The following is a 12,762-nucleotide window of genomic DNA, read 5'->3' as shown; positions in this document are numbered from 1 at the left end:
GGAGGCATAAAATGATGTGGAATTTTCAAAAGAAATGGATTGCTTTGTTATGCGCTATTGGAGTTATAGCTTTGATTTTTTTTTGGCAAACGAGGCAAAAAAGTGAACAATTGGCAATTCAAACGGATGTTTATACAAAGAATGATGAGAAAAAAAGTAAGTTGAAAGTAACGGATGCGAAGGAAGAGAAAAAAGTAATTATGATTGATATAAAAGGGGCTGTGCATAGGGAAGGTGTATATGAGATGAAAGAAGGAGATCGAGTAAAAGATGGGATTGAAAAAGCAGGGGGGTTTTTACTAGAGGCGGATGTAATGAAAGTGAATTTAGCGCAAATCGTACAAGATCAAATGCTTCTTCATGTTCCAAGGAAGGGGGAGGATGGGGAGAAAGTAGATGGCTTGTCAAAGCAAGATGGAAAGGTTCGCATTAATGCAGCTTCAAAAGAACAAATTGAAAAAATAACAGGGATTGGATCTAAAAAGGCGGAAAGTATTATGAAATATCGAGAAGAACATGGCCCATTTCAGAAGATGGAGGATTTATTAGAGATAGATGGGATTGGGGTGAAATCGCTAGAAAAAATAAAAGAACAAATAATTATTCCATAAAAGATTGACGAAGTTTTTCTTCTTTCGCTACACTACAAGTAGAGAAAGAAGTAGGTGAAAATATGGAACGAATTTCTTGGGATCAATATTTTATGACGCAAAGTCATTTATTGTCGCTGCGAAGCACATGTACAAGGCTTGCAGTAGGTGCGACAATTGTCCGTGATAAACGAATTATTGCGGGTGGATATAACGGTTCAATTAAAGGCGGTGTACATTGTATAGACGAGGGCTGCTATGTTATTGATAATCATTGCGTTCGCACTATTCATGCGGAAATGAATGCCTTACTACAGTGTGCTAAATTTGGTGTGAAAACAGATGATGCTGAAATTTATGTGACGCATTTTCCTTGTTTGCAATGTTGTAAGGCGATTATTCAAAGTGGTATTACAGCAGTGTATTATGCACAGGATTATAAAAATCACCCGTATGCGGTTGAATTATTTGAACAGGCAAATGTGACAGTGAAACATGTTCCTCTTGAGTATGATATTACATCATTAGAAGAGCAAGATCGTCATTTACAATTAAAAGAATTATTCACATCTTTAGAAAAAGATGATGTAACAATGGAAGAATTACAACACGTATTCGCTAAAGTAAAACAGATGTTATAAGGGGTGAGTATGAGTTGAGTGGACAGTGGGGCTATGTTGCAATCTCATTTGTAATAGGGATTGCAATTGCCTGTTCCTCGTCGCAGTTGTTGTGTGTTTCTATATTTGGTTGTTATATTTTGTTTTGTTTGTATCGTACTTCGTTTCAAACCTTCGTTTTTTGCGTGCTGACATGTTTCGTTAGCATTTTGTATACCACGTATATTCAAAGTGAAAATAAGCCTTCAGAAGAAATCTATGAAGTGACACAAGGTGTCATTCAAAATACGCCTCTAATTAATGGGAATCGTCTCTCTTTTCAAATCGAAGATCAGAATAGTAATATTGTACAGCTGTTTTATAAAATCCAATCCCCTCAAGAAAAAGAACGATTAAGACAATTGTATGCAGGGATAAGGTGTACTTTTAAAGGGGAAAAAAAAGTACCAGAGGTGGCTCGTAATTTTCACGGGTTCGATTACCGGGATTATTTACATAAGCAAAAGATTCATTTCTTATTTGAGGCCACGCATATTTCAAATTGTAAAAAAACGACTTTAACATTTGTACAATGGATTTTCTTATTAAGACAAGAAGCCATCTCGAAAGTTACAGAAGTGTTTCCAGAGCAGTCTGGTGCATTTATGAATGCGTTGCTATTTGGTGACCGACAACAAATGGCATTTGAAGTAGAGGAGCAATACCAACAGTTTGGTCTCATACACCTTCTAGCAATTTCAGGATCGCATATCGTATTATTAATGGCAATTATTTATTTTATTTTGCTAAGGATAGGTGTAACTAGAGAAGTAACAACGATATACCTTATTGCTTGTATCCCTTTGTATATGTTTATAGCTGGGGCATCACCATCTGTTGTGAGAGCCTCCGTAACAGGCATTCTAATACTATTGGCATTCATGTATTCTGTCCGCTTATCTGGGTTAGATGCGCTTAGCATAACGGCTCTATTCATGCTCATATATGATCCTTATGTCGTTTTTGATATTGGGTTTCAATTTTCGTTCGTGGGTAGCTTTTCTTTATTGTTATCTTCGCCCATTTTATTGGGGCGTAATACCGGGATTATTCGGAACACCATTTATATTTCTATTATTTCACAGCTTTCTAGTACCCCAGTTTTGTTATATCATTTTGGCTATTTTTCCCCGTATAGTATTTTCCTCAATCTTATATATGTTCCTTTCTTATCAATTATTGTATTACCATGTAGTATCGTTATTCTTATATGTATGTTGTGTATTCCTTCCATAGCAAAGGGGCTTGCGCATGTGTTATCAGTATGTTTAACAGTCTCTAATAAAGTTCTTCAATACTGCGAAACGGTACCTTTTATTCGTCTTACTTTTGGGCAAACGTCATTTGTTCTTGTATTTATATACTGTCTTAGTATCATCGGTATATTTATGATTTGGGAAAGGGGAAATCATAAAAAGATATTGCTCATAGTTGTCGGAGTTTTCTTTTTTATATGTGCATGTCATTATGTGTCTCCATATTTTCGAGGGAGTGGAAGTGTTACGTTTATTGATGTGGGACAAGGAGATGCAATATTGATTCGCCTTCCATACGATAAAGGAATCTATTTAATTGATACAGGTGGAACGCTTTTGGTGAAGAAGGAAGCTTGGCAAAAGAAAAAACATGAATTTTCTGTCGCTCATGATATACTTCTTCCGTTTTTGCAAAAGGAGGGTATTAGGACGATTGATAAGCTAATTGTAACGCATGGAGATGCAGATCATATAGGGGCCGCTAAGGAGTTGTTATCATCTATCACTATAAAAGAAATTATGTTTGGAAAGAAGGAAGGAGATGCTATATTAGAAACGGAATTGAAGCGAAAGGCAAAGGAGAGAGGTGTACGAATCAATATAATAGGAGCGGGAGATAGTTGGCGAGTAGATAATGCGGAGTTTCTTGTACTAGCTCCAAAAGGACAAAAAACAGGAGAGAACGATTCTTCAATTGTGCTATGGGCGAAATTGGGAGGTTTAACATGGTTATTTATGGGTGATCTAGAAGAAAAAGGTGAAAAGTGGATTATAGAGACATATCCAAAGTTACGAGCTAATATTTTAAAGGTTGGGCACCATGGGAGTAAAAGCTCATCTTCAGCACCTTTTCTTCATCTTATTGAACCTGAAAAAGCTATTATTTCTGCAGGGGAAAATAATCGATATGGCCATCCGCACGGGCAAGTAATAGAGCGCTTAAAGGATATGGGTATTGAAATATGGCGTACGGATAAACAGGGAGCTATTTCCTATGTTTTTCATGGGAATAAAGGAACCTTTCAAAGTAAAATGACATATGATGAAACACAGAAATGATAAAAAAGAAAGCTGCCATTAGCAGCAGCCTTTAGGAACCGATAAATTTAATAACAGTTGCAATAATGAAAAGTGTTGCGAAAAAACCAAATGAGACGATAAAACCTACTCCTGAATCAATGGCGTCATTACGTTTACTTTGAACATTTTGTTCAAAATCATTCATTTAGAATCCCCCCCAACATTCCACTTTAGTATAAAATATTGTCAGAAAAAAATCTACAATTTCCATATGAAGAGAAATAGGGCATGTTTGTTTATGGGAGAATGCGCTTCTATATCATACAAAATAGCGCGAGAATTTCATTCCAATCATGTTAACAGTTGACACTTATACTCAAATAACAGTTGCAAATAATAAAGATAAAGTGGTTACCGCACACCAATAAGAATCCCGGGGCTTATTGCGTGGCGTTTTATATAAATAAAGGAACGGGTTAATGAAAGCCTGTTCCTTTGTACTTGTAAAACAAAAGCTACCGCATTAGTATAAAGATATATTGCCAAGTTAGGGAGTAGGAAAAAAGTATGAGTGATATACATAAGAAGATTAAAAAGAAACAATTCGCACCATTTTATTTATTGTATGGAACGGAAGCTTATTTTATAAATGAAACGATAAAGCTTATAACAACTGAAGCTCTTGAGGAAGAAGATCGCGAGTTTAATGTTGTAACATACGACTTAGAAGAGGCGTATTTAGAAGATGTGATTGAGGATGCAAGGACCCTACCTTTCTTCGGAGATCGTAAAATTATATTAATAAAATCCCCTTTATTTTTAACATCACAAAAGGAAAAGTTAGAGCAAAATATAAAGATTTTAGAAGAATACATTGGGGAACCTTCTCCATTTTCCGTTCTCGTATTTGTCGCTTCGTATGAAAAATTAGATGAGCGAAAAAAAATTACCAAGTTATTAAAGAAAACTGCTGATGTAGTAGAAGCGAATGCGATGCAAGTACAGGATGTGAGGAAATGGATTGTATCCCGCGCAGATGAAGTGCATGTGCATATGGAGGAAGAGGCTGTTAGTTTATTGTTAGAGCTCGTAGGGAGCAATGTAACGATGCTAGCGAAGGAAATGGACAAGTTGACGTTATACGTCGGTATGGGCGGTGAAGTTACAAAAAAACTTGTGACAGAACTTGTACCGAAATCGGTTGAACAAAATGTATTTGCTTTAACGGAGAAGGTTGTAAAAAAAGATATTGCAGGTGCAATGCAAATTTTAGATGGTTTATTTACTCAGCAAGAGGAACCGATTAAATTGTTAGCATTATTAGTTAGTCAATTTCGTTTACTGTATCAAGTTAAAGAATTACAACAACGTGGATATGGACAAAATCAAATTGCTTCGCATATCGGTGTTCATCCGTACCGAGTAAAGTTAGCGATGAATCAAACAAAATTTTTCTCTTTCGAGGAATTGAAAAAAGTTATTTTGGAATTAGCGGAAGCTGATTATAGTATGAAAACGGGGAAAATGGATAAGAAACTTGTTTTAGAATTTTTCTTAATGCGATTAAATCATATGTGATACGAAAAGTTCATGCATTTATGGCGTGAACTTTTTGTATATAAAAAAACGATCCAAATGGATCGTTTTTTAAACGCCTTACGCGTTTACTTGTTTCGCTAAGCGAGATTTTTGACGAGCTGCAGCGTTTTGGTGGATAAGACCTTTACGAGCTGCTTTGTCAAGTTTTTTAGAAGCAGTTTTGAAAGCTTCTTTAGCATTTTCAAGATCGTTATTAGTAACTAAAGCTTCTACAGTTTTAACAGCAGAACGCATGTCAGACTTGATAGAAGCGTTATGTGCACGACGCTCTTCGCTAAGTTTAGCGCGTTTGATAGCAGATTTGATGTTTGCCATACTTTTCACCTCCCTGGTGCGATCGAGTGACTCGATTCTTACATAGAACAAGTGATATTCTATCAAACCGAGAAGAGAATTGCAATAGCGATATCAATGAAATTTCACGTAAAGGAAAGAATGACCTTTTATAACTTTGGGAAATCTAACTATATTTACTATGAATTACGGAGGAGATACGATGAAAGAGCCACTAGACTTAAGTAAATATAACGTTAGAACTGACCTTGCAGTAGAGGCACACCAAATGTTACAAGAGCGTCAACAAGAAAAGAGAGGAATACAAGGTGTTGTCGTAAAAGAGCGTGACGAAGAAGGGATTACAATTACGAAAGTCACCATTGATGAGAGTGCATCTGAATCAATGGGGAAAAAACCAGGGAATTATTTAACGCTTGAAGTGCAAGGTATACGCCAACAAGATACGGATTTGCAACAGAAAGTAGAACGTATTTTTGCGAAAGAATTTTCTTATTTATTAGAAGAAATTGGGATTTCGAAAGAGGCAAGTTGTTTAATTGTTGGTCTTGGGAATTGGAACGTAACGCCAGATGCTCTTGGTCCAATTGTTGTAGAAAATGTGCTTGTGACGAGACATTTGTTCAAATTACAACCTGAGAGTGTAGAAGAAGGTTTTAGACCTGTTAGTGCCATTCGTCCGGGGGTAATGGGTATTACAGGGATAGAAACGAGCGATGTCATTTATGGGATTATTGAGAAGACGAAGCCGGATTTTGTTATAGCGATTGATGCATTAGCTGCACGCTCTATTGAGCGAGTGAATAGTACGATACAAATTTCAGATACAGGCATTCATCCTGGATCTGGTGTTGGGAATAAGCGGAAAGAATTGAGTAAGGAAACTTTGGGGATCCCAGTTATCGCAATTGGTGTTCCAACGGTTGTTGATGCGGTTTCTATTACGAGTGATACAATTGATTTTATTTTGAAACATTTTGGACGTGAAATGAAAGAAGGAGACAAACCGTCACGTTCTTTATTACCAGCTGGTTTTACATTCGGAGAAAAGAAAAAGTTAACAGAAGAAGATATGCCAGATGAAAAGAGTCGCAACATGTTTTTAGGAGCTGTAGGAACATTAGAAGAGGAAGAAAAGAGAAAGTTGATTTACGAAGTGTTATCTCCTCTTGGTCATAATTTGATGGTAACACCAAAGGAAGTAGATACGTTTATTGAAGATATGGCAAACGTATTAGCGGGTGGTTTAAATGCAGCGCTACATCATCAAATTGATCAAGATAATACAGGGGCCTATACGCATTGATGAGAAGAGGCGAGAATAGTTGAGTCGATTTGCACTTCAGTGTATAAGTTTTGTGATGCTATGTTTGTTTGTGATGTTAATTGGTATAGGAATTGCTAATCATGGTTTAAAGAGCATGAAGGGATATCGTCAACCATCATATGAACAAATTGCTTATATGACAGGAACAGGAAGTTCGGTAGCTGAAGTGAAGATTTTAGGAGAAGCATTTTCAGCTGTGGAAAAACAAAAACAGTTAGAAAACCTCAGAAGTTTTAACGCTGTAGAAGGTTTGGGAATAGGGATTGCAAATCTCACCCGAAATATTACGAAGTTTGGAACGGATATCGTTATTGGGAAGATAAGAGAAATTTTTAGCTAGGAGTAGTGGGTAGAACGGTCGTCTTATCATTTTGTGAGATACCCGTTCTTTAATTTGAAAAAGGTTTGTCTCTTATGGTTTGTTCGCATAAGATATAGATAGAATGATTTGTCTTATAAGCAGCACGACTTTTCATTGAATCTTTGCTGCTCTATTGATATAATCAGTGCTAGTGTATATTGGCGAGACTATTAGGAGTTGAGAACATAGATGAATAAAGAAGAAAGAGCAAAAAGACAGTCCAAAATTCGTAACTTCTCCATCATTGCTCACATTGACCACGGGAAATCAACGTTGGCAGACCGTATTTTGGAGAAAACAAATGCGTTAACACAACGCGAAATGAAGGCTCAATTGCTTGACTCTATGGATTTAGAGCGTGAGCGCGGTATTACAATTAAATTAAATGCAGTACAATTAACGTATAAAGCAAAAGACGGTGAAGAGTATATCCTTCACTTAATCGATACACCAGGGCACGTCGATTTTACGTACGAAGTATCTCGTAGTTTAGCGGCTTGTGAAGGGGCGATTCTTGTTGTTGATGCAGCGCAAGGGATTGAAGCGCAAACATTAGCAAACGTATATTTAGCGCTTGATAATAATTTGGAAATTTTACCGGTTATTAATAAAATCGATTTACCAAGTGCAGACCCAGAGCGTGTGCGTCAAGAGGTAGAAGATGTAATTGGTTTAGATGCATCGGAAGCTGTACTTGCCTCAGCGAAAGCTGGCATTGGTATTGAAGATATTTTAGAACAAATCGTTGAAAAAGTACCAGCTCCAACAGGTGATTCAGAAGAGCCGTTACAATGTATGATCTTCGACTCTTTATATGATCCGTACCGCGGTGTAATTGCATATATCCGAGTTGTAAATGGGACGGTAAAAGTTGGCGATAAAGTACGTATGATGGCAACTGGAAAAGAATTTGAAGTAACAGAAGTAGGTGTATTTACACCGAAAACAACGCAACGTGACGAGTTAACAGTAGGTGATGTAGGATTTTTAGCAGCATCTATTAAAAACGTAGGCGATACACGTGTTGGTGATACGATTACACATGCGAAACGTCCGGCTGCAGAGCCGTTAGAAGGTTATCGTAAATTAAACCCAATGGTATTCTGTGGGTTATATCCGATCGATTCTGCGCGTTATAACGACTTGCGTGATGCGTTAGAAAAGCTAGAATTGAATGATTCTGCTCTTGAATTTGAGCCTGAAACATCTCAAGCTTTAGGTTTTGGTTTCCGTTGTGGTTTCTTAGGATTGCTTCACATGGAAATTATTCAAGAACGTATTGAACGTGAATTCAAGATTGACTTAATTACAACAGCGCCAAGTGTTATTTATAAAGTTTATTTAACGAGCGGTGAAGATATTATTGTTGATAACCCATCTAATATGCCAGATCCACAGTCTATCGATCGCGTAGAAGAGCCGTTTGTAAAGGCGGCGATTATGGTTCCAAACGACTATGTTGGAGCTGTAATGGAAATTTGCCAAGGTAAACGTGGTACGTTCATTGACATGCAATATTTAGATGAAACGCGCGTTACATTGACGTATGAAATCCCGCTTTCAGAGATTGTATATGACTTCTTTGATCAATTGAAATCAAATACGAAGGGGTATGCATCATTTGACTACGAGTTAATCGGTTACAAACCGTCTAAACTTGTGAAAATGGATATTCTTTTAAATGCTGAACAAGTGGATGCTTTATCATTTATTGTACACCGTGATTCAGCGTATGATCGTGGTAAAGTAATTGTAGAAAAACTAAAAGAATTAATTCCAAGACAACAGTTCGAAGTGCCAATTCAGGCGACTATTGGAAACAAAGTTGTAGCACGTTCTACAATTAAGGCGATGCGTAAAAACGTACTTGCAAAATGTTACGGTGGTGACATTTCTCGTAAACGTAAACTTCTTGATAAACAAAAAGAAGGTAAAAAACGTATGAAGTCTGTTGGTTCTGTAGAAGTACCGCAAGAAGCATTCATGGCTGTATTAAAAATGGATGATAACTAATAAAAGTAGAAGTCGTTTGCGCGGCTTCTCTTTTTTATGTATAAGTATTTTTTAGACATCTTAGCTGCTCTCATTTACAATAGTGTGGAAGATGGAAACTTCTCTTCTTTGCTGCAACAAAGTTAATGGGAGTGTATTTTGAAATCTGAATTATAGTGAATATGATGTCAAAAGGGACTTATAGTGTAAGAAATGAAAGTGATTATTGATATAGAGTTAGGAGACTATTAATGTCTGAAAACATTCGGAAAGATATTCAAGAAAAAATACAAAACGGCAATTTTAATTGTGAGAAAGAATTAACACTTTCTATAATTAGTGGGAAGTGGAAAGTTGTAATTTTATGGCACCTCGGTGTGGAAGGACCTCATCGTTTTAGCGAATTACAAAGGTTATTCCCGAGTATTTCTCATAAAGTTTTGTCGAACCAATTAAAAGAGTTAATGGAAGATGGGATTGTTGATCGAACAGTATATCCCGAAATTCCTCCTCGTGTTGAGTATTATATGACGGAACTAGGCACGTCACTTTTACCAATCGTTGAAATGATGTATGATTGGGGGAAAATGCGAATGGAACAAATCCGTAATATGTTAGAGAAGTAGAGAACCCTCCGGAGTGCGGAGGTTTTCTTTTTAGAAAGGTAGGAGTTATATTTGGTACAAGCTGCATATATTCATATTCCGTTTTGTCAGCATATTTGTCACTATTGTGATTTTAATAAAGTGTTTATTGAACGCCAACCGGTAGATCAATATTTAGAGTACTTAGAGAAAGAAATAATAAATACGGTTCAAAAAGTACCGTTTGATAGTATGAAAACGATTTTTGTTGGTGGAGGAACGCCGACAGCATTAAATATGGAACAGACAAAAAAACTGCTCGATATCATTAATCGTCGTTTGCGTCCGTTTGCTCCGAATTGTGAATTAACTTTTGAAGCGAATCCAGGGGACTTACCGAAAGAGAAGTTGAACTTACTGTTAGAAGGTGGCGTGAACAGAATTAGTTTTGGTGTACAAACGTTTCGTGATGAACTGCTTGAGAAAATCGGGCGCAAGCATACGAGGGAGGATGCGTTTGTAGCAATTCGAGAAGCGCAGGAAGTTGGCTTTACAAATATTAATGTAGATATAATTTATGCTCTGCCAGGGCAGACGATAGAAGATGTAAAAGAAACGTTAGACATTGCCTTTACGCTCGGTGTGCAACATTTCTCAGCATATTCATTAATTGTGGAACCGAAAACAGTGTTTTATAACTTAATGAATAAAGGGAAATTAAGGCTCCCAGGTGAAGACCATGAAGCGAAAATGTACGAAATGGTAATGGATGAAATGGAGAAACACGGTTATAACCAGTATGAAATTAGTAATTTCTCAAAAGGTGATAATGAAAGTAGACATAATCTCACATACTGGAATAATGAAGAGTACTATGGATTTGGAGCTGGAGCGCATAGTTATGTAAATGGAGAACGTATTCAAAATGTAGGACCGCTCAAGCAGTATTTCACGAAAATTGATGAAACAGGATTTCCTTATTTAGATGTTCATGAAGTGACTGAGAAGGAAAAAATGGAAGAAGAGTTGTTTTTAGGACTTCGAAAAACGAAGGGTGTTTCGAAGCTAGAGTTTCAAAAGAAATTTGGTATAGAGATGGATACAGTCTTTGCGAAACAATTGTTAAACAATCAAGAACATGGATTACTTCAAAATAAAGATGACCATGTTTGTTTAACGAGGCAAGGGAAATTATTAGGTAACGAAGTGTTTCAGTCATTTTTAATTGATTAATTAAATGTTCGATAGGCATGAAAAAGTTTCATTATTTCGTGACGTTTTCGTTGACAATTGAATGTCAATTTTGGTAAGTTATTAATAGATTTAGCACTCGAAGACAATGAGTGCTAACAGAGGTGATGATGAGATGCTTACGGAACGTCAGCTCTTAATTTTACAAACAATTATTGATGACTTTATTGGATCAGCGCAACCCGTTGGGTCAAGGACGTTGGCTAAGAAAGATGAAATTACGTTTAGTTCAGCTACTATTCGAAATGAAATGGCTGATTTAGAGGAATTGGGGTTTATTGAAAAAACGCATAGTTCTTCTGGTCGTGTTCCTTCTGAGAAAGGATATCGATTTTATGTAGACCATCTTTTAGCGCCACAAAATTTACCGAGCGAAGATATTGTACAGATTAAAGATTTATTTGCTGAAAGAATTTTTGAAGCAGAAAAGGTTGCACAGCAATCTGCTCAAATTTTATCAGAGCTTACAAGTTATACGGCAATTGTTCTTGGGCCGAAATTGAGCACAAATAAGCTTAAAAATGTACAAATTGTGCCGCTTGATCGTCAAACTGCAGTCGCTATTATTGTAACGGATACAGGGCATGTACAAAGTAAAACGATTACCGTTCCGGAATCTGTTGATTTATCAGATTTAGAAAAAATGGTTAATATTTTAAACGAGAAGCTATCTGGTGTACCGATGGCAGATCTGCATAATAAGATCTTTAAAGAAATTGTTACAGTCTTGCGTGGGTATGTTCATAATTATGATAGTGCAATAAAAATGTTAGATGGTACATTTCAAGTTCCTTTATCGGAAAAGATATACTTTGGAGGAAAAGCAAATATGCTTTCGCAGCCAGAGTTCCATGACATTCAAAAAGTAAGATCCTTGTTGACTATGATTGATAATGAAGCTGAGTTTTATGATATTTTGCGTCATAAACAAGTAGGCATTCAAGTGAAAATTGGCAGGGAAAACTCTTCAACAGCGATGGAAGATTGTAGTTTAATTTCTGCAACGTATTCAATTGGTGAAGAGCAACTTGGAACAATTGCAATTTTAGGTCCGACGAGAATGCAGTATTCTCGTGTAATTAGTTTGTTACAATTGTTTACAAGACAATTTACAGACGGATTATATAAATCAAAATAATACACACGTTTTAGCGGTGAATGTTATCATTGCAGTGTGTAATATAAAACTATGCTTAGGTAATCGTGCTATGCATGTTACCTAATACCTTTTAAGGAGGTGAAATTTGTGGAAGAGCGTAACGAACAAGTGAAAGAAGCGCAAGTTGAAGAAGCTGTCACGCTAGACAACAGTGAAGAAGTTGTAGAAGAAACTGTAGAAGAAAAAAGTGAAGCTGCTCTTTTACAAGAAAATGTAGATGAGTTACAAGCGAAACTAACGGAAACAGAAGGTCGCACACTACGTCTACAAGCTGATTTTGAAAATTATAAGCGCCGTGTCCAAATGGATAAACAGGCTGCTGAAAAATATAGATCACAAAGTCTTGTGTCAGATATTTTGCCCGCTCTTGATAATTTTGAAAGAGCAATGCAAGTGGAAGCAACTGATGAGCAAATGAAATCCTTACTACAAGGTATGGAAATGGTGCATCGTCAATTGCTAGAAGCGCTGACTAAAGAAGGTGTTGAAGTGATTGAAGCTGTTGGTAAGCAGTTTGATCCTCATGAGCACCAAGCTGTTATGCAAGTAGAAGACAGTGAATTTGAATCAAACGCGGTTGTGGAGGAATTCCAAAAAGGTTATAAACTAAAAGACCGTGTGATTCGCCCATCAATGGTAAAAGTAAATCAATAATTTACATAAATGTAGG

The 12,762-nt window shown here is 36.6% G+C and carries 13 protein-coding genes; 11 read left to right on the top strand and 2 right to left on the bottom strand.

The genetic code is table 11. The annotated features are described in order from the left end of the window. Positions 1 to 11: 11 nt before the first annotated feature. The 3 genes from DJ93_RS07340 (at position 12) to DJ93_RS07330 (ending at position 3,564) form a co-directional block, all read left to right on the top strand. Positions 12 to 611, top strand: a complete 600-nt coding sequence (locus DJ93_RS07340) for a helix-hairpin-helix domain-containing protein (RefSeq protein WP_042979962.1) — start codon at positions 12 to 14, stop codon at positions 609 to 611. A gap of 62 nt (positions 612 to 673) precedes the next feature. Next, a complete protein-coding gene (locus DJ93_RS07335; protein WP_042979961.1) occupies positions 674 to 1,231 on the top strand; it encodes a ComE operon protein 2 in 558 nt (185 codons plus the stop codon). Between the two features lie 14 nt (positions 1,232 to 1,245). After that, entirely contained in the window at positions 1,246 to 3,564 is a 2,319-nt protein-coding gene (locus DJ93_RS07330; RefSeq protein ID WP_042979960.1) for a DNA internalization-related competence protein ComEC/Rec2, read from the top strand. Between the two features lie 31 nt (positions 3,565 to 3,595). On the opposite strand, the gene DJ93_RS07325 is transcribed toward DJ93_RS07330, so the two are convergent. Next, the gene (locus DJ93_RS07325) at positions 3,596 to 3,730 is read right to left on the bottom strand and encodes a YqzM family protein (protein WP_000997609.1); all 135 of its coding nucleotides are present in this window, start codon (positions 3,728 to 3,730) and stop codon (positions 3,596 to 3,598) included. A gap of 362 nt (positions 3,731 to 4,092) precedes the next feature. Here DJ93_RS07325 and holA point away from each other — a divergent pair, with 362 nt between their 5' ends. After that, positions 4,093 to 5,103: a DNA polymerase III subunit delta gene (holA, locus tag DJ93_RS07320; protein ID WP_042979959.1), complete on the top strand. Its 1,011-nt coding sequence runs from the start codon at positions 4,093 to 4,095 to the stop codon at positions 5,101 to 5,103. Between the two features lie 78 nt (positions 5,104 to 5,181). Here the strand turns inward: holA and rpsT are convergent, their stop codons facing one another. After that, positions 5,182 to 5,439 (bottom strand): 30S ribosomal protein S20, encoded by a 258-nt coding sequence (rpsT, locus tag DJ93_RS07315; protein ID WP_001274011.1) that lies wholly within the window; start codon positions 5,437 to 5,439, stop codon positions 5,182 to 5,184. Between the two features lie 181 nt (positions 5,440 to 5,620). Between rpsT and gpr the strand changes: the two genes are divergently transcribed. The 7 genes from gpr to grpE all read left to right on the top strand — a co-directional run bounded on the left by gpr (position 5,621) and on the right by grpE (position 12,746). Next, complete coding sequence (gene gpr, locus DJ93_RS07310; protein ID WP_042979958.1) at positions 5,621 to 6,724, top strand: GPR endopeptidase; 1,104 nt, start codon at positions 5,621 to 5,623, stop codon at positions 6,722 to 6,724. A gap of 19 nt (positions 6,725 to 6,743) precedes the next feature. Next, positions 6,744 to 7,085 (top strand): DUF3679 domain-containing protein, encoded by a 342-nt coding sequence (locus DJ93_RS07305; protein ID WP_042979957.1) that lies wholly within the window; start codon positions 6,744 to 6,746, stop codon positions 7,083 to 7,085. 210 nt (positions 7,086 to 7,295) lie between these two features. Continuing rightward, positions 7,296 to 9,119, top strand: coding sequence for an elongation factor 4 (gene lepA / locus DJ93_RS07300; protein WP_042979956.1), 1,824 nt, complete (start codon positions 7,296 to 7,298; stop codon positions 9,117 to 9,119). Between the two features lie 230 nt (positions 9,120 to 9,349). Further along, a complete protein-coding gene (locus DJ93_RS07295) occupies positions 9,350 to 9,724 on the top strand; it encodes a winged helix-turn-helix transcriptional regulator (protein ID WP_042979955.1) in 375 nt (124 codons plus the stop codon). Between the two features lie 51 nt (positions 9,725 to 9,775). After that, a complete protein-coding gene (gene hemW, locus DJ93_RS07290; protein ID WP_042979954.1) occupies positions 9,776 to 10,915 on the top strand; it encodes a radical SAM family heme chaperone HemW in 1,140 nt (379 codons plus the stop codon). 133 nt (positions 10,916 to 11,048) lie between these two features. Further along, positions 11,049 to 12,071 (top strand): heat-inducible transcriptional repressor HrcA, encoded by a 1,023-nt coding sequence (gene hrcA / locus DJ93_RS07285; RefSeq protein WP_042979952.1) that lies wholly within the window; start codon positions 11,049 to 11,051, stop codon positions 12,069 to 12,071. Between the two features lie 108 nt (positions 12,072 to 12,179). After that, a complete protein-coding gene (gene grpE, locus DJ93_RS07280; RefSeq protein ID WP_042979950.1) occupies positions 12,180 to 12,746 on the top strand; it encodes a nucleotide exchange factor GrpE in 567 nt (188 codons plus the stop codon). Positions 12,747 to 12,762: the final 16 nt, after the last annotated feature.

Source organism: Bacillus clarus, assembly GCF_000746925.1.
In the GTDB taxonomy this organism is placed as follows: domain Bacteria; phylum Bacillota; class Bacilli; order Bacillales; family Bacillaceae_G; genus Bacillus_A; species Bacillus_A clarus.
Note: the sequence above shows the minus strand (reverse complement) of the source record. Positions and strands in the feature narration are given on the sequence as shown.